A 20,199-nucleotide genomic window follows, 5' to 3' on the forward strand; every position below is an offset into this window, starting at 1 on the left:
TGATGCTTGAGGTGTTAGTTATTTTCTGAATTTTTCGGATGATGACCATCACCTCTAGCGTGATCCAACAATCATTTATATGAGTGAAGTCACACTATTACTTTCCCTGACTAAGTAAATCTATTAAATTATCGATAATTATCGATGCAAATTAACTAGGTTTATTTTGACCCATTGCTTTCATTACTCATCAACGAATGTCTTACCGCTACCTCATAAACGCGGCGGAAGCAGGGGGTTTTCATCATACTTGTTTTGCTTTATAGCAAAACTATTGAGCATGGCTGCGTTGGGGGCTTATTCTGTCACTACATATGCCGTCGAATTACCGCCAATATTCTACCCACTCACTCTGCAAACCGAAGGAAAGTTTCTTGCTGCGAAACAGCTATTCCCCGGAGAAGAGGGAGGGTTATGGTCTATTGATGTACATGATAAAGTGCGATTTTTCGATGGTTCTCGTTTTGTTGAGCTCAATGGTGCATCCTTCAATAGTCGTACCGTTACATTTGCAGATGGCCAGTTTTGGTATGCCAGAGATAATCAGCTATTGACTCGCTACCCGCTTGGCAAAGAGCAAGTTGCCTATCAAGTAGAAATCACTGGTAGCATAAAACGTATTGGTCATAGCGGACCGCGAGTTTGGTTTGCCGACCAAAAACACCTTTACGTTCAGGATATAAATTCGCAGAACTTTTCTCAAATCGACCTAGCTATCTTTGATCGGTTCTACAGTGGCTCAAACATTGATATACGTGCCGTTTTGAAAGTTGATGGGACTTGGTTCTTAGGGACAAATGTAGGTGTGTTTAAGTGGCAAGACCAAGCCTTGACCCAACTCAAGACCAGCCATAGAGGCATGGTTACCGAATTATTCTATTCGTCCTCAACACGCCAGCTTTTGATAGGATATAGTGCGGGCGTGGAGCAGTTTTCCTTAGTAAACCAAGAGTCACACTACTATTTACTGAATCGCGCTCATGTACTGACACTCCAAGAATCTACTCAATACTTCTGGGTTGGAACGGAGCATGGTTTGTTCCTAATTGATAAAGCAACGTATCGCGCTGAACGTGTAGAACATAACATTAATGACAAGTTCAGTTTATCTGGTGAAAAGATATATGCGTTAGTATCAGACAAAATGGATGGAATGTGGATCGCCACTGACAATGGCATGCGCTATTTCTCGGAATATGGTGATCTATTTCGCCGTTTTACGGTGTCGTTAGAAGATGAGCTACAGCGCGTAGAGGCGAAATTGGAAGTCGTAGCAAACCCATTGGGAGGCTACTGGATCATTACGCCATCTGCACTCTATTCAATAGACCGCAAGGGAATCTCAACACTGGTATTTTGGGGACGTGTATCATCACTGACCCAACAAGACAAACAATTATGGTTAGTGACTGACAGAGGGCTGTTGCAACTCGACCTTGCCAAATATCGGGTCACGCCTATTCGACAATATATTGATAGCATACCAACACACGTTGATCACTTGGCGATAGGATCGGGCAACAGCCTGTGGCTGAGTGATGGATTAAGGTTGATGAGCGTAAATACAGTGACTAAAAAAGTCACAGACTTTGGTGACGAATGGGTGGTGAGCAAACATTTACCCGCAAAGGTCACTGAAATTGAGGTTGTTAATCCAGAGCTCACCGTAGTTGGGACGGACCACGGACTTTATCTGATTGAAAATGGCAAAAGTCACTTTATTAAGCAGAGTGAACCCTTCGGCAGTGTTATCGAAATTTCCTCTTCTGATGAGCAGGTTTGGGTGGCGAGTGGTTATGGAGCTTTTTCGTTATCACTGCCTAGTCGAGCCTTTAGGACCCTTCCTTTATTTCACGACAACATTCGTCCAGTATGTATTACTCAAGCGGATGAGCGTGTTTGGCTCGTGACATCAGCGGGGATTTCTGCCTATTCGACCTCAGGAGATATCACTAAACATTTTAGTGCGCCTTATGGGCTAATCAATAATGAGTTTATCAATGGCAGTTGCAGTTACAGTCAAAAAAGTGATGAAGTGATCGTAGGTTCACGCTACGGCATTGTCGAGTTCAGTTCGAAAGCATTACTTGATGCACAGCTGCCTTTACCGGAAGTCTTAGTGTCGAAGGTATCGATTAATAACCAGCCCATTCACCTTGGTGGTGTAGCAGGATTAACACCTAAAGTGGAGTTTGGTGATTCAATTGCTTTGCAGTTAGGTTTATGGCCATTTGCCCAAGGGAATAACTTGGTCTATCGGATTGGTGATTCCAATTGGCAGCAATTGCAGGGGCAGCAGTTAAATATTGATAAACCAAAGCCCGGGAAGCAACATATCGAAATTGCAATATCGGGCGAGCAAAATAGCTCTAGGACCAAAGTGTTCGAGTTCTATGTTCTTACACCTTGGTATATGACAGGGTGGTTTTATACCTTTCTCGGTGTGAGCTTTGTTTGTGCTACGGCGATGTTTATCTATTGGCGTTCACGCCGAATACAAGCAATGAATACCGTTCTGAAAACACAAGTTGCGTTGAAGACGGAACAGTTACAACATCAAAGTCGTGTTTTGGTGGGGAACAATCAGCAACTTAGAAAGGCATTTAATATACGTCATCAAGTGCTTCGAGAACTTACGGAGCAGGCGATCAGTCACTCTAAACAGTTTAAGCTAGAAAATTCCAGTTACTCTCACAAAAGCAATGAAGCGAGTGAAAGCCTAAAAAGTGTGCGTGCTGTGTTTGAAGATAGCAATCAAAAGCCCATGTTATGCTCGGTTATGCGAATCCTAAAGTTTACGCTGGCTGCATGGCAGAAAGAGTTGGACAGCTATGGAATCAATGTTGAGTTGGTTAATCACGCCAGTCGCGATATTGTGTTAGTAGACAGTTGTGACTTAGACATTATATTTAACTCAATACTTGCTAACGCAATGAGACGTTTGGTTCGTGGTCAAGTCATACGTATTACTCTGGATGACGACCAAGCAAAACTGAGCGTTTGCTTTGAAGATAGTGGTCTACCACTCCCTAATTTTAGCGAAAGCAATGCAACTCAGTTAGATACGATGGCCGTTAATCAGTTGGATTTCAGTCCAAGTAGTCTTCCTTTCCACATACATCACTCTGGTGGTGAGTTGAAACCTGTAGAGCGAAACGGTCGAAATCGAATTACCATGCGTTGGACTTTGTCAGGTGAGCAGTCAACGACGGGATCGGCAGAGGTGAAGACTCGCTCTATACTGAATCCAGAGACAGAAATCTCATCAGTTGAAGTAAAAACTGACAAGTATGAAAGCTGGAAACGCCAAGTGACTCAATTGGTATCAGTACACTTTAATGATCCTGAGTTTAGTACCGCTATGGCGTCTAAATCTTTGTTTATCTCCGAGCGCAGTTTTCAGCGTCGCTTTAAATCACTTTTTGGTGCGACATTTACTGACTATCTGACGGATGTGAGAATGGAAAAAGCGTGTGAGATGCTATTACACGGAGAAAAAGTGGCTGACGTGGCGTTTGCTTGTGGTTTCAACGACCCGTCATATTTCTCGCAACGCTTCAAACTCTATTTCGGTTTACCGCCCTCGAAATTTGCTGCCATGGATATAGAAGAAACGAGCGATTAGAGTTTAAAGTACTGATAAAAGGCGCGTTGTTTGTGGCGTTCGACTTCAAGGTTAGTTAGGTGAAACTCAATGTGGTCGCCAGGCCTTAACTGGGCAAGTCTCGCCAAGTCTCTGAAAGCGACGGTGCCAAGTTTTTTGTAGCCACCTAACGTTTGTCTATCTTGCAGTAGTATAATTGGCATCCCGTCCGGCGGGAGTTGAACAGCTCCGCAAACAATACCTTCTGAGATCATCGAACCAACAGCAGGTAAAGACGTACGGGTTGATCCGTTTTCGTTTTCGAGCCTGATACCCATACGATTGCTATTGGCTGAAATTCGATATTGCGATGTCAGTATTTCATTGATCGTCTGCGATGGCAGTTGATGGTGTTGAAAAGTGGGGATGAGCCTGAGTCGATAATTGGACGTATAACGTGGAATTACCGAATTTGGCATCTTGACTGGTGTGGTGTGGGCTCTATCCGCTATGTTTAATATATCCCCAATAGCGAGTGGTTTTCCTTCTCCTAGTCCTCCTACTTGGTTTCTTTCAACTGTTGCGACACTGTGTAGAAAAGGCGGAATTTGGAACTCTCCTTGGACCGATAAATACGTTCTTAGCCCTTGTCTAGGCGTGGATAAGTGTAATTCTTCGCCATCACGTAAACGAAAGGGTTGCCACTGAGGCAAGGCAATACTGCGAGTAGCGTTGATTGCGCGACAATCAGCTCCGGTAAGAACAGCATCGATATTGCCAATAGCACGCAGCTTTATTCGCCCAAGCAGTATTTCGATGCTGGCGTTGGTCGACGGGTTACCTAACAGCTTCTGGCCCCAGCAGTGGGCGTGCAGATCACTAACTCCACCAGGACTTAGCCCAAATTGCGCGCAATGGTGGCGTCCAAGATCTTGAATAGTTGCGTGATGTCCTTGATTGAGCACTACCAATTTTGGCATATCTTGCCTCCAAGGCGAACGAACTCTTGCTTGTCTATTGCTTCGAATCGAACGTTATTTCCAACCTTCAACTTACTGTCTTGTGGCTGCTGAGGGTTATAAAGTTCAATAGGACAATTACCGATGATTTGCCATCCGCCAGGCGTATCTTGAGGATAAACCGCCGTTTGATTATTAGCGATACCGATACTTCCTTTTGGAACAAAGTGTCGCGGTGTGACCAGTCTGGGAACTTGGATGGTTTCTGACACCTGAGCTAGAAAAGCAAACCCTGGAGCGAAGCCGATAGCGCAAACGGTATAAAGTGTCTGGCTGTGTATTTCAATAATACGCTCAATTGCAAGAGATAAGTCACGAGACATGCTGTCTAATTCTGGGCCTACCTCTGGCGCGTAGTAGGCGGGTAAAACCGTAATTGACGACGTTGTAGATAGATTTGTTTCGATTAACTTGATGTTTGTGATGAACTGGTGAAGTTGCTGCTCATTCACTCTTAAAGGATGATATTCCACCAATAGGCTGGTGTAGGAAGGGGTGAGATTGAGTATACCTTCCCCAAATTGTTGCTCTATCCGGTCGCTGAACTGACGAATCGCATTTGGTAAAGAGAGTTCAATTTCATCGCCAAAGTACACCATAAGTGCCGACTCAGATACCGCAATGATGCGTAAGTTGGTATTCATGATAAGGCCTGAGCGTCAATAAGTGAGCGGATTGCTTTGGCGACTCGAATTGACGCCTCATTGTCTCCATGCACACAGAGTGTCTCGGCATCTAACTTCAACGTTTTATTGTCAATGGTTTGTACAGAATGTTGTGAGACTAAGGATGAGGCTTGCCCAAGAATATCGGTTTCAGAGTGAAGCACTGCGCCTTCTAGATTTCGCGGCGCCAATAAACCAGAGGTTTGGTAGCGTCTATCAACAAACGCTTCGAATATTAATGATGCTCCACATTGACTCGCCATTTTGGAGTGGGTCATGGCACGATTTGTTGCCAGTAGCATAAGAGGCAAATTCATAGAGGCCGACACCATTAGCATACACCTCAAAATATCATCGGACTGCATCATATCGTTATATAACGCGCCGTGTGGCTTAAAATAACTTACATGACTGCCTTGGTATTCTGTCAGTGCTTTAAGAGCGCCAATCTGATAAAGCACGGAGTGAATGAGGGCGTTTTGTGTCATTGGTATTGAGCGCCGCCCAAACCCCTCTTTATCGGCATACCCAGGATGGGCACCAATTGTAACCTGATGTGTGACACAGAGTTCGATAGTCTTAATCATGTTGTCAGGATCAGAGGCATGAAAGCCACAGGCAATGTTAGCCATATCAAGAAGTGGGATTAAGGAGGCATCTTGTCCCATTTTCCAAGGGCCGAAACTTTCACCAACATCTCCGTTAAGTTTAAACATAGTGTCCAATTCCATTTGACCATCTATTACTGAGTATGGGGAATAGGTTAATTGTTTACAAATCAGAAAAGTAGACGTGAGAAGGAAGTTTGAGAGACGAGTAAGAAAAAAAATTCGCGGCATAGCCGGGGGACCATACCGCGGGTGCCAATGACACCTTCGCTTGCTGCCGGAGTGATGCGGTTAACCACATCACCTCTGGAATTTCGATTAACAGGAGCAGGTTTGCTCTGTTGGGATTTACTATAAGCAGTTCCACTTATTTTCCTTATAAAAAAAACGGCAACTTATTATGAGTATTACGCCATTGTTTTTTGTTTTTGTTAATATATTGATATTAAAGGGTTTTATTTTTATTTATCTTTTTTGCTAGTCATCTTTTCGTCATGAAGGTTGGGTTTGTTTTCCGAAATTGACGTAATTGACGGAAACATTTTGACAAATATTGCAGTTGCGTTGGCGCTAAAATTGATTTAGCGCAATGCGAAACCTTAGTTTTTAAATATAAAATTATTGTTAATGTTAATATTTCTCATTACCAATCATAGTTTGGGTGGATTTAATGAAACTTGCTGATTTGAATATCGGAAGCAGTGGAAAAATCACTGCACTGACAGGACTGTCGAATGATGTCCGTAAAAAACTGATGGTAATGGGATTATTACCTAATACCGAAGTTAAAGTTATTCGTCGAGCTCCAATGGGTGACCCTCTGCAAATTGAGGTTCGTGGCGTCTCTTTGGCTGTTCGCAATAACATAGCGCAAGCTATAGAAGTGGAGTCAGTGTAATGAACTACACCATTCTGACAGTCGGTAACCCGAACAGCGGTAAAACGACCTTATTCAATGGTCTTACAGGTGCTAAGCAACAAGTTGGTAACTGGGCTGGTGTCACGGTAGAAAAGAAAACTGGTCAATATCATCACGCGGGTGATGACTTTCAACTTACAGATTTGCCGGGGATCTACGCGTTAGATAGTGGCAATGATGGTAACAGTATTGATGAATCGATAGCTTCTCGCGCTGTCCTGACTCATCCTGCTGATCTTATCATTAACGTTGTTGATGCCACCAGTTTAGAGCGCAGCTTGTATATGACGCTCCAGCTACGTGAGCTGGGTCGCCCTATGGTAGTTGTACTTAACAAGATGGATGCGTTAAAGCGTGAACGAGTAAAATTGGATATTGCCGGGCTTGAGAAAGCGCTTGGCTGTCCGGTGATGACGCTATCTGCGACGGATAAAGACCAAGTCAGAAATCTAAAAGAACGGCTACACAAAACAGTAGTTCAAGGTCTTACCCTTGATGCTCTTGCCATTAATTACGGCGCAGAAATGGAGCAGGCTATTGCGAAAGTGGAACCTGTTTTTGCCGGAGAAACGGTTAATTCGCGAGCACTAGCGATTCGTGCATTAGAAAAAGATGTGATGGTGTTGAACTCATTGACATCAGAACAGCGTGACGACATCGAACTGGCTGGCAAGCAAACTCAACTTGATATCGATCTACAGGTTGCTGATACCAAATACACGTTCCTGCACGAACAATGTAAGAAACTTCGCCGTAGTGAAGGTAAGCTAAGTCGCAGCTTCACTGAAAAAGTAGACGCACTTATTCTGAACAAGTGGGTGGGTGTGCCATTCTTCTTTGTGGTGATGTACCTAATGTTTATGTTCTCCATTAACATTGGTAGCGCATTTATCGACTTCTTTGACATTGGTGTCGGTGCGTTGCTGGTTGATGGTGGACACTATCTACTGGATGGACATTTACCTGTTTGGCTTGTAACGCTTATTGCTGACGGTGTCGGTGGCGGTATTCAAACGGTAGCTACCTTTATCCCAGTGATTGCAGCTCTGTACCTTTTCCTTGCTGTTCTTGAGAGCTCTGGTTACATGTCTCGTGCCGCGTTCGTGCTAGATAAAGTTATGCAAAAAATCGGTCTGCCGGGCAAAGCATTCGTACCTCTGGTTTTAGGTTTTGGCTGTAACGTACCTTCCATTATGGCAACTCGTACCCTAGACCAAGAGCGTGAGCGCAAACTCGCCGCATCCATGGCACCATTTATGTCGTGTGGTGCTCGCCTTCCTGTGTATGCCTTGTTCGCCGCGGCTTTCTTCCCAGAAAGCGGTCAAAATGTGGTATTCGCTTTGTACATCCTTGGTATTGTAGCGGCAGTATTTACAGGTTTAATACTTAAGCACACCATCTACCCAGGTTCGAGTGATAGCTTAGTTATGGAAATGCCAGACTATGAGCTGCCAACCTTCCAAAACGTCATGATCAAAACATGGCAGAAACTGAAGCGCTTTGTATTAGGTGCAGGTAAAACTATCGTAGTAGTTGTGACTATTTTGAGCTTCCTAAATTCTGTTGGTACAGACGGCTCATTCGGTAATGAAGATAGCGAAAACTCAGTACTGTCGAAAGCGGCTCAAGTGGTTACTCCGGTCTTTTCACCTATGGGTGTACAGCAAGATAACTGGCCAGCGACGGTGGGTATTATCACTGGTATTTTTGCGAAGGAAGCGGTCGTGGGTACACTCAATAGCCTTTACACTTCGAGTGAAGGTGAAGAGAGTGAATATGATTTGATGGGTAGCCTACAAGAAGCGGTTGAATCTATTCCGGCGAATCTATCTGGCCTTAGCTACTCTGATCCTCTAGGTGTTGATGTTGGTGATCTTACTGATTCCTCTGCCGTAGCTGAAGAGCAGGCCGTAGATACATCAATCTTTGGTAACCTAAAAGGCTACTTTGTCACTGGCAATGCAGCGTTTGCTTACTTGATATTTATCTTGCTTTACACGCCATGCGTTGCAGCAATGGGTGCTTACGTTAAAGAGTTTGGTCAAAAATACGCACGCTTTATCGCGGTATGGACAATGGGTCTAGCCTACGGAAGTGCAACGCTGTATTACCAGGTTACTCATTTCACGGCTCATCCTATGACTAGTGCTGCTTGGATCGCTGCCATTCTGTTAGTGTGTGTACTGGTGTTCAAGCTACTGCAAAGCGAAGGCCGAAAACAGAGTGCACTAGAGGCGCAAACTGCATGATTCTTACAGAGTTAAAATCATTCATTGAAATGCATCCTGGCGCGAGTCGTCAGGAGATTGCTAAGAAGTTCTCGCTCAGTGAAGATGGTGTTGACGCGATGTTGTCCGTATGGATTCGTAAGGGCACAGTATCACGCATGCTTGATACCAATAAATCCGATCAAGTGACACGTGTGCGTTACGCTATGAATCGTAACGATGGTTTATCGGTTACCGTTACTATGTAAAACGTGATTGAGTCATTATATAAATAGCCGCCCAATTAGGGCGGCTTTTTTTATTTATGTTGATTGAGACCTAATAACTTGAGGCCACCGCTTAGCAAAACAATCGCACTTGGCAAGACCAGCATTTCCCACTGAAGTTGGTTAAAGTTGATCAGCACCAGTTCAAGGAACTTGACGAAGAGGATGATGATAATGACCTCGGCCAGTTTGTTTTTTAAGTGACCGATGTTTGGCGTTTTAATCCAGCTCAGAGTTGAGTCTGTCTCTTTGGCGGTTTTATTCTTGATAAATAAGGTGTACACCCCATGTGAAAAAATAAACAGCACTAAAGCGACTAAGAAGGTATCCAAAGATTTAATAAGGTAGCTGATAGCAATATCAGCGCGGTCTAGGTGTAGTAACTCGGAAGGTGGCTCGGCGTTCAACAAGAACACACCAAACGCATTGTAAGTCTTTGCGGCACCAATTAGGAACAATAAGACAGAGCCAGCCATAGAGCCAATGATGGCAATCCAGCTGACATAACGGAATTGAACTAATAATCTTTTGGTCATGACTTGCTCCTATATTTCAACGGGGCAAGTTTATAGAGAAATTGGATTCGTGATAATAATAGGATTTCTTTAAAGATTATTACGAATACGTAATAGTACCCAAGATCTTTATTCGAGCAGAGATCTTGGGTAAAAAGGCCAATGGTCAGTCGCTGTTAATAGGCGACATTAACCGCGTGTAAACAAGCTGCTTAAGGAAAGGACATTACCGATGCGTGTCATGATGTCCGCTTGTTCTTCATAGCTGCGTTGCTCGCCTTTGGTGTTGCCCCATACAGGACCTGGCCACGCAATGTCGTCTTTGAATCGAGCAATATGATGGATATGCAGTTGCGGCACCATGTTTCCTAATGCGCCAAGGTTGAGCTTGTCAGGTCTAAAAGTCGCTTCGAGCGCTTGAGCCACGGCTTGAGACTCTAGCAAAAACTGCTGCTGTTCCTTCATTGGTAAGTGATGAAGTTCTTTTAAGTTTTCACGCTTCGGAACCAAGATGACCCAAGGAACCGCACTGTCCTTGCTCAGGAGGGCAACGCAAAGTGGAAAGTGACCGATGACAGTAGTGTCTTTGGCGAGTTGAGGGTGCAGTTCAAAGCTCATGGTGTTAATTCCGTTGTCATAATGAGGGACTCAGTATACGTCAGATAAAACAAAAGGTTGACGCTTTCACGTCAACCTTTGTGTATTCATTACCATTTACGGAGTGGTAATTACATGCGTTCTAGCGTTTCGATACCAAGCAGTTCTAGACCTTGCTGGATAGTCTTAGCTGTTAATGCTGCGAGTTTTAGACGGCTTTGCTTAACGCTTTCATCTTCAGCAATAAGAATTGGACATGCTTCGTAGAAGCTAGAGAATTGACCTGCAAGCTCAAATAAGTAGCTACACATAATGTGAGGCTGACCTTCACGAGCAACAGATTGTACGGCTTCCTCGAATTGCAGTAGTTTAGCAACTAACGCTTTCTCTTTCTCATCAGTGATCTTAATGTCACCAGAAAGCTCGTCCATTGATACGCCAGCTTTTGCAAAGATAGACGCTACACGAGTGTAAGCGTACTGCATGTAAGGAGCAGTGTTACCTTCAAACGCTAGCATGTTGTCCCAATCGAACACGTAGTCTGTAGTACGATGCTTAGAAAGGTCTGCATACTTAACCGCTGCCATTGCTACCGTGTTAGCGATATTTGCTTTCTCTTCAGCATCTAGTTCTGGATTTTTCGACTCGATTAACGCTGTAGCGCGCTCTACTGCTTCGTCTAGAAGATCAGCAAGGCGAACCGTACCGCCTGCACGTGTTTTGAATGGGCGACCATCTTTACCTAGCATCATACCAAATGCGTGGTGCTCAAGGCTGGTTGATTCTGGTACATAACCAGCCTTGCGAACGATAGTCCAAGCTTGCTGTAGGTGTTGGTGCTGACGTGAATCGATGAAGTAAAGAACGCGGTCTGCACCAAGCTTCTCGTAGCGATATTTCGCACAAGCGATGTCAGTCGTGGTGTATAGGAAGCCGCCATCACGTTTTTGGATGATAACACCCATTGGCTCGCCATCTTTATTCTTGTATTCGTCAAGGAATACCACTTGTGCGCCGTCATCTTCAACTGCTAGACCTTTTTCTTTCAGGTCTTGCACAATGCCAGGTAGCATGTCGTTATACATACTTTCACCCATCACATCGTCACGCGTTAACGATACATTTAGGCGATCGTAGTTGCGTTGGTTCTGGATCATAGTAACGTCAACGAGCTTCTTCCACATTTCAGAGCAGAACTCATCGCCACCTTGCAGTTTTACTACGTAACCACGTGCGCGCTCTGCAAACTCGGCATCTTCGTCATACAGCTTTTTAGATTCGCGATAGAATGCTTCAAGGTCAGAGAGTTCCATTGAAACTTCACCAGACTCTTGTTGAACGCGTTCTAGGTTAGCGATAAGCATACCGAACTGAGTACCCCAGTCACCGATGTGGTTAGCACGGATAACGTTATGACCTAAAAACTCTAGGGTACGAACAACCGCATCACCGATGATGGTTGAACGAAGGTGACCAACGTGCATTTCTTTCGCTACGTTTGGTGCAGAGTAGTCAGCAACGATGGTTTGTTGTTCTTGAGAAGCTACACCTAGGCGTGCATCCGCCAGTGCTTCATCACCTTGCTTTGCAAGAAATTCTTCGCTTAGGAAGATGTTAATAAAGCCAGGACCAGCAATTTCAGTTTTGCTTGCAATTCCATCTAGGTCCAAAACGTCCAGAACCTTCTGTGCGAATTCTCGTGGATTTGTACCCAATTTCTTAGCAACGCCCATTACGCCATTTGCTTGGTAGTCACCAAACTGTGGTTTCGCAGATTGGCGAACAGCAGCAGGACTGCCTGCAGGTGCGCCAGCGGCTTCTAGAGCCTGAGATACTTTGTCGTTGATCAGTGCTTGGATATTCACACGCGTTTCCTTCAATTCTTGGAATTGGATTTCATGTTGTTCATGAAACTGTGGCAATTTGGCGCACATAATAGCAACTTTAACGCCAGTGACCTAGAGGGGAAGTTTGTATTTTTTCTGATTCTGGTCGAATCCTGCTACTATTTGGCGTTTGAAGTACAAAATGAGCGCTAAAAAATGGAACAAACCCTGCTACAAAAAGGTCTAGTGCCTTCTCAAATGTTGAGTGAAACTGATGCCTTTCTCGATAAAATCCAGGCATTATGCAGCAAGTTATCTATAGATTTAGCAGACTACCAAGCCGATCATCTTGCTTTGAGAATCAATGATTCTGACGTGGCGAAAGCGGCTCATACCGCGTGGCTAGAATATGGCAATGTTATTTCTGAGGCGCAAATAAATGGTCGTCCAATTATCGTTTTGCAATTTGACCAAGCAATAACAAGTCGTGGTTGGTCGATTGAATGTCTTGAATTGCCTTATCCAGCAATAGGGAAGACACACCCTATTGAACACTGGGAGCACGTTGAGTTTGTTGTACCTTCAAAGGCAACAACAGCGGACGAATACTTAGCGGATTTATGTATCATTTTTCCAGCGTTGGCTCATCGTTTGGAGCAGTTGGATGTTCTTAACATTAAAATGAAGCTATCCAGTCCTAAAGGCGAAGGAGAGCGCTTAGCTAACCCGACGGTGGCATTTAAGCACGATAACATCTGCATCAAACTTCATCCGCATAGTCTAAAAAACATTGTTGCTTCTGAACAAGCTGATATCTAGAGCAAAATGGTGTGAGTTATAGTTATTCGGGTAATGACATTAAGTGAAAGATCATTACCTGAATAAGGGCTAACTTCACAAAGCCTCGACAGGCTCTTACCGATCAGTTTATCGTCAACGACTAAACTTGTAGCTGTAAACCTAGTCTGTAAGGAAACGGCAAGTGATAACAGCAACGATAAATAAATGGGGGGTAGTGCTGCTCCTATCAAGCACCTCCTTTCTAACCTCCGCCGCTGGTTTTGATATTGATAATCCCACCTGTGAAACCAGAACGAGTCGACAAGTCTCTAACGGTCGCCTCGATCTCAATCTACATTTTTGCAATCAATTAGTTCTTGATGATGGTAAAAAAGCACCATGGAGTAAATCTTACATAGCTCCTTATGAGCGCGCGGCTAAGCGATGGCTTGAAGTGCTTACCGCCGTCGATGGCGCTGACAAACATACACTAGACATTAACTTCTATGTGGTACCGCTCGAAGATGCGAATGGCATGGCAGGGCCTGAAGATGAAATTGATATCAGTTGGCGTCTGATTCCCACAAAAGGGTCGGTCTTTATCGGCAGCCATACCTATGAGCCTGGGTTTGACCCGGTTGAATTCAACGCCAATATTCTGCACGAAATGGGTCATGTGTTCGGGGTGGGGGCGTATTCTACCGACTATACGCGTCATGATGGACAACTGGGTAAAGTGTTTTTAGTCAAAGATAGCCAAGCGGTGAAACGGTTTAATCGACAATATCAGGTAAATTATCGCGAACTGCCAATAAGTGACGATGGTGGCCATTTATATGACTCAAAGTGGAGTGAAGACAAAAAGCGCTACGATAAAAACGGTGTTCCAGTACCAGACATGAGCCAAGAGCTGATGGCAAATGGTACTTTGATTGGACCAGTGACATTAGGTCTATTAGATGACTTGGGCTATCAGGTGGACTATTCGAAAGGGGACCGTTACTCAAATTAACGCTGGTTACTCGAACAAACCGAGCCTGCGTCTATCTGTTTAGAGTTAGCGAAAGTCACTCGCTACCATTGCTCAATGATGATTCAACCATGGTAGCGAGTTATAAAGGCTACAGAATGACAGTCTTATTGCCATAAACAAACACATGGTCATTAATGACTTTGTTTAACGCTTTGGAAAGTACGTTTTTCTCAACATCTCGTCCAGCTTGAGCCATGTCTGCGGCACTAAAGTTGTGATCCACAGGGATAACGTCTTGTTTGATGATTGGGCCTTCATCTAGATCATTGGTGACGAAATGGGCTGTCGCGCCGATAATCTTCACGCCGCGATCATACGCTTGCTGGTATGGTTTAGCGCCGATAAATGCAGGCAAGAAACTGTGGTGAATGTTGATGATTTTATGATGATATTGTTCCACGAACGTTGGCGTTAGAACGCGCATATATTTTGCCAGCACTAAATAATCGGCCTCATATTGGTCGATCACTTCTAACATTTTCGTTTCATGCTCCTCTCGGCTTAGTCCGTCATGAGAAACACAGTGGTATGGGATATCAAACTTCTCGGTTAGTCCTTGAAGTATATCGTAGTTACCAATGACAGCGGCGATCTCCACATCTAGGCTACCATCAAAGTTTTTCATTAGGATATCACCTAAGCAGTGTGCTTCTTTGGTGACCAGAATAACAATGCGCTTACGTGATGAATCGACTAACTTACGTTTCGTGCCTTGTGGGAGTGCTTGGTCTAAATCTGCTAAAAAGGTTTCATCGTTGAAGTAACCTTCCAACTCAGTGCGCATAAAGAAGTGACCACTGGTGTTATCTACAAATTCATTGTTGTGAATAATGTTCAGCTGGTGCTTGTAACAGATGTTGGTGATTTTTGAAATGAGACCAGGCGCATCGTTGCAATGCGTCAATAACGTTTTCTTTTCCATGATTTACTGCTTCCGTGAAATTTAAACTTTGACCTCTTCGTTATTCTGAAACTCGATATTCATGGTCCGGAAGGAGCACAACATATTGATGTGAATCTAAATTTACGAATTTGAGGATTTAAAATGGTGCGTTTGTTGAGGTAGTACGCAATCTAATCAACATTATTAATCTATTCTGGGCAAGGTTTCAACAAAAGAAGTCCGCCACGACGGCATTCCGGCTTGTCTCGATTTGTTGGAGCATCCTCAATTTGGCTTTAGGAGAGTGTTATGGATAAAGAACTACTCGCGCGCAAACTCTACGACCAAAGAGTCTCAGAATTGGTTGGAGATTCGGCCATTGACCAGCATGAGCTTGATGAGCTTTGGAACAGTAAAGTCTCGCCTTCACAAGCAGCAGAACAATTAAAGCAATCGGACAATGTCATCGCCCCTGGATGGCTTACACGTTACCTGAATAAGCACTAGCCACTCTAAATTCTTCCCTCGTTTAAGCGCTCTTATTCGCTGTTCTACGAATAAGAGCGCTCAATTCAATTTTCAACTGCAAAGCGATTAGGTATACACTAGGCCGATTAATATTAGGTAGCGGCAATCAGTGGTTTCAACAATAAATGGTTTCACGAACAATTAAAAAGGCTTTCGCCTCTGATGGCGCATTGGGAAGGGTTATCCCCGGCTTTCAGCCCAGACAACCACAACTTGATATGGCCGATGCCGTTGAACAAGCTATTCATAATGAAGACCAGCTTGTGGTAGAAGCGGGTACGGGTACGGGCAAAACCTTTGCTTATTTAGTCCCTGCGCTGTTAAGCGGTAAGAAAACCATTATCAGTACCGGCTCGAAAAACTTACAAGAACAGCTTTTCCATCGTGATTTACCGTTAATGGTTGAAGCGTTAGGTTTTCATGGGCAAGTTTCGTTGTTAAAAGGGCGTTCCAACTATTTGTGTTTAGATAGACTGAGCCGCCAAATGGTGGAAAGTCACACTACAGAAACGCAAACGGATTTGTTGTCACAGCTGGTCAAAGTTCGGTCTTGGTCCTCGGAAACCAAGTCTGGAGACTTGGGGGAATGTGATGCGATTGCAGAAGATAGCCCAATTATACCCACCATAACGTCTACCAATGACAACTGCTTAGGCAAAGAGTGTCCAAGCTACCAAGATTGCTTTGTATTGAAAGCTCGTAAACGAGCGTTGGACTCTGATGTCGTGGTGGTAAACCATCACTTATTTATGGCGGATCTTGCTATCAAGGAGACTGGCTTTGGGGAGCTGATTCCAGAAGCGGAAGTGTTTATCTTTGATGAAGCACACCAAATACCAGATATTGCTAGTCAGTATTTCGGGCAATCTATTTCAAGCCGTCAGATCCAAGATCTCGCGAAAGATATTGAAATCGGTTATCGCACTGAAGCCAGAGACATGCGTCAATTGCAAAAAGCAGGCGACAGACTCTCCCAATCAGCGATGGATATGCGTATTGTGCTAGGCGATACAGGTTTTAGAGGAAACTGGCGCGATGCCGTTGCCTCACCAAGTATCAAGCGCGAATTAGACCGACTGCTGGATGCCATAAACTTAGTGATTGATGTACTTAAACTCGCTTTAGGTCGAAGTCAGCTATTAGATACCGCATTTGAGCGAGCTAATCTTATTAAAGGTCGTATTGAACGAGTGTGCGATGTCACTATTACCGGTTACTCCTATTGGTACGATACGTCGCCTCGTCATTTTAGTCTGCATATCACCCCGTTAACGGTTGCCGATAAGTTCCACGAGCAAGTGGAGATTAAGGGCGGTGCATGGATTTTTACTTCTGCAACTTTAGCGGTTTCCGACGACTTTGGTCACTTTACCTCTCGATTAGGTCTGATTCCGAAGCAGCAGTTTTCTCTACCAAGTCCGTTTGATTACCCCACTCAGGCTAGATTGTGTGTACCACGTTATTTGCCTGAACCAAATAGCCAAGGATTAGCGCAAAAGCTAGTGAACATGTTGTCTCCGGTCATTGAAGAAAACCAAGGACGCTGCTTTTTCTTGTGCACCTCACACAGCATGATGCGCGAACTGGGCGAAAAGTTTCGTGAAAGCTTGTCACTGCCCGTATTACTTCAAGGTGAAACCAGCAAGCAAAAAACGCTCGCAGAGTTTATGGAACTGGGCAACGCTTTGCTGGTGGCGACAGGGGCATTTTGGGAAGGAATAGATGTTAGAGGTGATACGCTGAGCTGTGTTATCATCGACAAATTACCGTTTACAGCCCCTGATGACCCACTGCTTAAAGCAAGGATCGAAGATTGTAAATTACAAGGTGGTGACCCGTTCCAACAGGTACAACTGCCTGATGCCGTAATTACGTTAAAACAAGGTGTTGGCCGATTGATTCGAGATCAGAAAGATCGTGGCGCATTGATCATTTGTGACAATCGATTGGTGACCAGAGATTATGGTGCGACGTTCTTAGCCAGCTTACCGCCTATTCCTCGAACGCGCGACCTTGGAACGATAAGACAGTTTCTAGCACTTGACACAGAGTCGGATGTTAAAGAAGAAAAAATTGAGAAATAAATGACTTATAAAATTCTAGCTATCGATACTGCAACAGAGAACTGCTCAGTGGCTCTGTTGGTTGGTGATACGATTCATACTCGCAGTGAACTTGCTCCTCGCGATCATACGAAGAAAGTACTTCCTATGGTCGATGAGCTGTTAAAAGAGGCGGGATTGACACTTGCAGAACTGGATGCCTTGGCGTTTGCACGTGGTCCGGGCAGTTTTACGGGTGTGCGCATTTGTATCGGGATTGCTCAAGGGCTAGGGTTTGGTGCCGACTTACCAATGATTGGAATTTCAACACTTAAAGCAATGGCGCAAGGCTCATATCGTATGAATGGTGCCACTCGTGTGGCTAGTGCTATCGATGCACGCATGAACGAAGTGTATTGGGGGCGTTTCGAACAGCTAGACAATGGCGATTGGCAAGACGTTGACCAAGAACAAGTGATCCCACCGAGCATCTTAGCGGAGAATCTGTTTGCTGATGGCATGCAGTGGACGCAAGCTGGAACGGGTTGGGAAGCTTACGCGGACACAATGAACACATTGGCTATCGATACCATCGCTTCTGATGTCAAATATCCGGAAGCGCAAGATATCGCATTTCTTGCCAAATTCGAACTAGAGCGCGGTAATACTGTGCCAGCGGAAGAGGCAAGTCCGGTTTATCTTCGCGATACGGTAGCTTGGAAAAAGCTGCCAGGCCGCGAATAACGGGAGAAAGCTAGCGCGCGAATAACGCGCTAGCTTAATTAACTCATGGTCTCGATTAACGGCCTTCCTTCTATTCCCAACCAGCGCAAGACACAAAAAGCCAAAACGAATAAGGCTGTGTCGAAAGCGTCGACGCCTTCAAGTACTAACGCAACTAATCAAACCACACAAGTCACTAAAGTGGCTCAAGCTGTTGCTCATTCGGTAAAACATTTATCAGACGCTGACGTAGCGCGTGCTCAAGTCCAATATGATTTACCGGAAGGACGCTCCAAAAAGGCATTAGAAGCCTATATGGGTGTGATGAATCGAGCCAAACGAGAGGAACTTGAGCAGTTACTTGGTGTCGATATTTTTATATGATAATAAGAGTATTTTTCATTTAAGGATAAGAAGTATGAATTTGGTGACGAAAATCGTTAGCCTGATTGGTTTCAGTATAATGTTGTCGGCGTGTGGTAGCTTACCGGAGCAACTTGCCACAACGAACGAAAACGTTGTTTCCCAATATCAACAAGTGGTTGATGCTAAGGATGGAACTGAAGTTCGCCTTGGCGGTGTGATTGATACGGTTAAAAACTTGCCAAGCCAAACTCGCATTGAGATCGTCAATCTTCCGATCGATAAGTATGGTAAGCCTGACTTAGACCAAGAACCCAATGGTCGTTTTATTGCTTATGTTGATGGATTTGTCGATCCTGTAACGTACTCACGTGGTCGCTTAATTACCGTTGGTGGTCACAAAGGTGGTGTGGAGCGTGGCAAAGTGGGTGAGTTCGAAGCGGACTTTCCTGTTATCAAAGTATATGGGCAGTATCTGTGGCGAGTAGAAGAGCGCTTGATCATAAATCGTAACCCAAGTTCTTTTCATTCCTGCTGGGGTTATTATTGTGACGACTTCTACTACGGACCAACACAGGGAAGAGTTATCAAAGAGGTGAAGTAGCATTGCTTGCAGAAATAGAAGAAAAATCAGTCAAGATAGATGACAGGTACGTGGCCTATCTTGAATTGAACCCTAAACTAACGGCCGCTAAGACGGTCGTTTTTATTCATGGTTGGATGGATAATGCAGCTAGTTTCCACTCTTTAATCGAGCAGGCCGCTGCACATCAGGTACCTTGGCGAGTTATTGCGATTGATTTATCAGGGCATGGTCATTCAACACATAAGTCTGCGCACCATTTTTACAATTTTCACGACTACATCGATGATCTTCACCGCATTTTGCTCAAAATTGAAGCAGTTGATGTATACCTAGTGGGACATTCACTTGGTGCATTAATCGCGAGTTGCTATAGTGCGGCCTTTCCTGAAAAAGTCGCAGGATTAGTTCAAATCGAAGCGCATGTCCCTCTATCTGAATCCCCAGAGCAGAGCGCAGAGCGACTAAGAAACGGCATTGAAAGTCGTGAGCATTGGCGAGAAAAATCACCACGTGCCATTCCATCCAAACAAGATGCGATCAAAATGAGGATGCGAGCAACAAAGTTGCGGGAAGAAACCGTCCTCCCGATTGTTGAACGTGACCTGCAATTGATCGATGGTCAGTGGTTTTGGCGTCATGACAGTAAGCTTAAATGTGAGTCGGTCTATCGTATGACGCAAGAGCATGCCAAGGCCATTATGTCTGCGATTACTGTTCCTCATTTGGTGATTCTAGGGCAGCGTGGTTATCACTATTTACAGAACCCTCAAATCTTATCTCTTCTTGTCGATGCACAGATAGAAAAGGTCGAAGGCGATCACCATTGCCATTTAGAGTCGCCAAAAAAGGTATTTGAGCTAATACTTGGACTAGTTAACAAAAATTAAACAAGTGTTTGAGTCTTTCGTGCGCAAACTGGTCTGCTGTGTTGTAATGGCAGGAATAATAAAACATTCATAGAGATTCTAAGTGTTAACAAGTTTTTAAACTCTACACTGATTTAACTGCCAGTCTATGAATACGAAAGAGTGACCT

The 20,199-nt window shown here is 44.3% G+C and carries 19 protein-coding genes; 12 read left to right on the forward strand and 7 right to left on the reverse strand.

Annotated elements, in window-relative coordinates; all coding sequences use genetic code 11:
- Positions 1-280 precede the first annotated feature (280 nt).
- Positions 281-3,625, forward strand: a complete 3,345-nt coding sequence (locus AWH66_RS06120; protein ID WP_063606104.1) for an AraC family transcriptional regulator — start codon at positions 281-283, stop codon at positions 3,623-3,625.
- Here AWH66_RS06120 and AWH66_RS06125 read toward each other — a convergent pair.
- The 3 genes from AWH66_RS06125 to AWH66_RS06135 are packed head-to-tail and all read right to left on the reverse strand — an operon-like array spanning position 3,622 to position 5,983.
- On the reverse strand, positions 3,622-4,563 hold the full coding sequence (locus tag AWH66_RS06125) for a 5-oxoprolinase subunit C family protein (protein ID WP_063606105.1): 942 nt from the start codon (positions 4,561-4,563) through the stop codon (positions 3,622-3,624). The genes AWH66_RS06120 and AWH66_RS06125 overlap by 4 nt on opposite strands.
- Complete coding sequence (pxpB, locus tag AWH66_RS06130) at positions 4,548-5,246, reverse strand: 5-oxoprolinase subunit PxpB (protein ID WP_063606106.1); 699 nt, start codon at positions 5,244-5,246, stop codon at positions 4,548-4,550. The genes AWH66_RS06125 and pxpB overlap by 16 nt, the downstream gene beginning before the upstream one ends.
- Positions 5,243-5,983 carry a 5-oxoprolinase subunit PxpA gene (locus AWH66_RS06135; protein WP_083399961.1) on the reverse strand — a complete coding sequence of 247 codons (741 nt, stop codon included), beginning with the start codon at positions 5,981-5,983 and terminating at the stop codon, positions 5,243-5,245. The genes pxpB and AWH66_RS06135 overlap by 4 nt, the downstream gene beginning before the upstream one ends.
- Positions 5,984-6,545: 562 nt before the next feature.
- Here AWH66_RS06135 and AWH66_RS06140 point away from each other — a divergent pair.
- From AWH66_RS06140 to AWH66_RS06150, 3 genes are read left to right on the forward strand one after another with little or no spacing between them, the layout of a single operon-like run.
- The gene (locus AWH66_RS06140; protein ID WP_006074277.1) at positions 6,546-6,773 is read left to right on the forward strand and encodes a FeoA family protein; all 228 of its coding nucleotides are present in this window, start codon (positions 6,546-6,548) and stop codon (positions 6,771-6,773) included.
- A complete protein-coding gene (gene feoB / locus AWH66_RS06145) occupies positions 6,773-9,043 on the forward strand; it encodes a Fe(2+) transporter permease subunit FeoB (RefSeq protein WP_063606108.1) in 2,271 nt (756 codons plus the stop codon). The genes AWH66_RS06140 and feoB overlap by 1 nt, the downstream gene beginning before the upstream one ends.
- Positions 9,040-9,270, forward strand: a complete 231-nt coding sequence (locus tag AWH66_RS06150; RefSeq protein ID WP_038225379.1) for a FeoC-like transcriptional regulator — start codon at positions 9,040-9,042, stop codon at positions 9,268-9,270. Before feoB ends, AWH66_RS06150 begins: the two co-directional genes overlap by 4 nt.
- A gap of 50 nt (positions 9,271-9,320) precedes the next feature.
- Here the strand turns inward: AWH66_RS06150 and AWH66_RS06155 are convergent, their stop codons facing one another.
- The 3 genes from AWH66_RS06155 to argS all read right to left on the reverse strand — a co-directional run bounded on the left by AWH66_RS06155 (position 9,321) and on the right by argS (position 12,265).
- A complete protein-coding gene (locus tag AWH66_RS06155; RefSeq protein ID WP_063606109.1) occupies positions 9,321-9,824 on the reverse strand; it encodes a YqhA family protein in 504 nt (167 codons plus the stop codon).
- A gap of 168 nt (positions 9,825-9,992) precedes the next feature.
- A complete protein-coding gene (locus AWH66_RS06160) occupies positions 9,993-10,421 on the reverse strand; it encodes an HIT family protein (protein ID WP_063606110.1) in 429 nt (142 codons plus the stop codon).
- Between the two features lie 110 nt (positions 10,422-10,531).
- Positions 10,532-12,265 carry an arginine--tRNA ligase gene (gene argS, locus AWH66_RS06165; RefSeq protein ID WP_063606111.1) on the reverse strand — a complete coding sequence of 578 codons (1,734 nt, stop codon included), beginning with the start codon at positions 12,263-12,265 and terminating at the stop codon, positions 10,532-10,534.
- 177 nt (positions 12,266-12,442) lie between these two features.
- Here argS and AWH66_RS06170 point away from each other — a divergent pair, with 177 nt between their 5' ends.
- Both AWH66_RS06170 and AWH66_RS06175 read left to right on the forward strand, forming a co-directional pair.
- Positions 12,443-13,045 (forward strand): VOC family protein, encoded by a 603-nt coding sequence (locus tag AWH66_RS06170; protein ID WP_063606112.1) that lies wholly within the window; start codon positions 12,443-12,445, stop codon positions 13,043-13,045.
- A gap of 163 nt (positions 13,046-13,208) precedes the next feature.
- Positions 13,209-14,018: a hypothetical protein gene (locus tag AWH66_RS06175; protein ID WP_063606113.1), complete on the forward strand. Its 810-nt coding sequence runs from the start codon at positions 13,209-13,211 to the stop codon at positions 14,016-14,018.
- 109 nt (positions 14,019-14,127) lie between these two features.
- On the opposite strand, the gene purU is transcribed toward AWH66_RS06175, so the two are convergent.
- A complete protein-coding gene (gene purU, locus AWH66_RS06180) occupies positions 14,128-14,961 on the reverse strand; it encodes a formyltetrahydrofolate deformylase (RefSeq protein WP_006074285.1) in 834 nt (277 codons plus the stop codon).
- Positions 14,962-15,231: 270 nt separating this feature from the next.
- Between purU and AWH66_RS06185 the strand changes: the two genes are divergently transcribed.
- The 6 genes from AWH66_RS06185 (at position 15,232) to AWH66_RS06210 (ending at position 20,051) form a co-directional block, all read left to right on the forward strand.
- A complete protein-coding gene (locus tag AWH66_RS06185; protein WP_031494254.1) occupies positions 15,232-15,429 on the forward strand; it encodes a hypothetical protein in 198 nt (65 codons plus the stop codon).
- Positions 15,430-15,575: 146 nt separating this feature from the next.
- The gene (locus AWH66_RS06190; RefSeq protein WP_063606114.1) at positions 15,576-17,534 is read left to right on the forward strand and encodes a DNA repair helicase YoaA; all 1,959 of its coding nucleotides are present in this window, start codon (positions 15,576-15,578) and stop codon (positions 17,532-17,534) included.
- Positions 17,535-18,236: a tRNA (adenosine(37)-N6)-threonylcarbamoyltransferase complex dimerization subunit type 1 TsaB gene (gene tsaB, locus AWH66_RS06195; protein WP_063606115.1), complete on the forward strand. Its 702-nt coding sequence runs from the start codon at positions 17,535-17,537 to the stop codon at positions 18,234-18,236.
- Positions 18,237-18,281: 45 nt separating this feature from the next.
- Positions 18,282-18,599, forward strand: a complete 318-nt coding sequence (locus AWH66_RS06200) for a hypothetical protein (protein ID WP_063606116.1) — start codon at positions 18,282-18,284, stop codon at positions 18,597-18,599.
- Between the two features lie 34 nt (positions 18,600-18,633).
- Positions 18,634-19,182, forward strand: coding sequence for a Slp family lipoprotein (locus AWH66_RS06205; protein WP_063606117.1), 549 nt, complete (start codon positions 18,634-18,636; stop codon positions 19,180-19,182).
- Positions 19,183-19,184: 2 nt separating this feature from the next.
- Complete coding sequence (locus tag AWH66_RS06210; protein WP_083399962.1) at positions 19,185-20,051, forward strand: alpha/beta fold hydrolase; 867 nt, start codon at positions 19,185-19,187, stop codon at positions 20,049-20,051.
- The last annotated feature ends 148 nt before the right edge of the window (positions 20,052-20,199 follow it).

This window comes from Vibrio barjaei, assembly GCF_001639065.2.
Classification (GTDB): Bacteria; Pseudomonadota; Gammaproteobacteria; order Enterobacterales; family Vibrionaceae; genus Vibrio; species Vibrio barjaei.

Bases quoted from the DNA above. Each gene is read 5' to 3' on its own strand.
- AWH66_RS06120 (WP_063606104.1), top strand. From the start codon at position 281: ATGGCTGCGTTGGGGGCTTATTCTGTCACTACATATGCCGTCGAATTA.
- AWH66_RS06125 (WP_063606105.1), bottom strand. From the start codon at position 4,563: ATGCCAAAATTGGTAGTGCTCAATCAAGGACATCACGCAACTATTCAA.
- pxpB (WP_063606106.1), bottom strand. From the start codon at position 5,246: ATGAATACCAACTTACGCATCATTGCGGTATCTGAGTCGGCACTTATG.
- AWH66_RS06135 (WP_083399961.1), bottom strand. From the start codon at position 5,983: ATGTTTAAACTTAACGGAGATGTTGGTGAAAGTTTCGGCCCTTGGAAA.
- AWH66_RS06140 (WP_006074277.1), top strand. From the start codon at position 6,546: ATGAAACTTGCTGATTTGAATATCGGAAGCAGTGGAAAAATCACTGCA.
- feoB (WP_063606108.1), top strand. From the start codon at position 6,773: ATGAACTACACCATTCTGACAGTCGGTAACCCGAACAGCGGTAAAACG.
- AWH66_RS06150 (WP_038225379.1), top strand. From the start codon at position 9,040: ATGATTCTTACAGAGTTAAAATCATTCATTGAAATGCATCCTGGCGCG.
- AWH66_RS06155 (WP_063606109.1), bottom strand. From the start codon at position 9,824: ATGACCAAAAGATTATTAGTTCAATTCCGTTATGTCAGCTGGATTGCC.
- AWH66_RS06160 (WP_063606110.1), bottom strand. From the start codon at position 10,421: ATGAGCTTTGAACTGCACCCTCAACTCGCCAAAGACACTACTGTCATC.
- AWH66_RS06170 (WP_063606112.1), top strand. From the start codon at position 12,443: ATGGAACAAACCCTGCTACAAAAAGGTCTAGTGCCTTCTCAAATGTTG.
- purU (WP_006074285.1), bottom strand. From the start codon at position 14,961: ATGGAAAAGAAAACGTTATTGACGCATTGCAACGATGCGCCTGGTCTC.
- AWH66_RS06185 (WP_031494254.1), top strand. From the start codon at position 15,232: ATGGATAAAGAACTACTCGCGCGCAAACTCTACGACCAAAGAGTCTCA.
- AWH66_RS06190 (WP_063606114.1), top strand. From the start codon at position 15,576: ATGGTTTCACGAACAATTAAAAAGGCTTTCGCCTCTGATGGCGCATTG.
- tsaB (WP_063606115.1), top strand. From the start codon at position 17,535: ATGACTTATAAAATTCTAGCTATCGATACTGCAACAGAGAACTGCTCA.
- AWH66_RS06200 (WP_063606116.1), top strand. From the start codon at position 18,282: ATGGTCTCGATTAACGGCCTTCCTTCTATTCCCAACCAGCGCAAGACA.
- AWH66_RS06205 (WP_063606117.1), top strand. From the start codon at position 18,634: ATGAATTTGGTGACGAAAATCGTTAGCCTGATTGGTTTCAGTATAATG.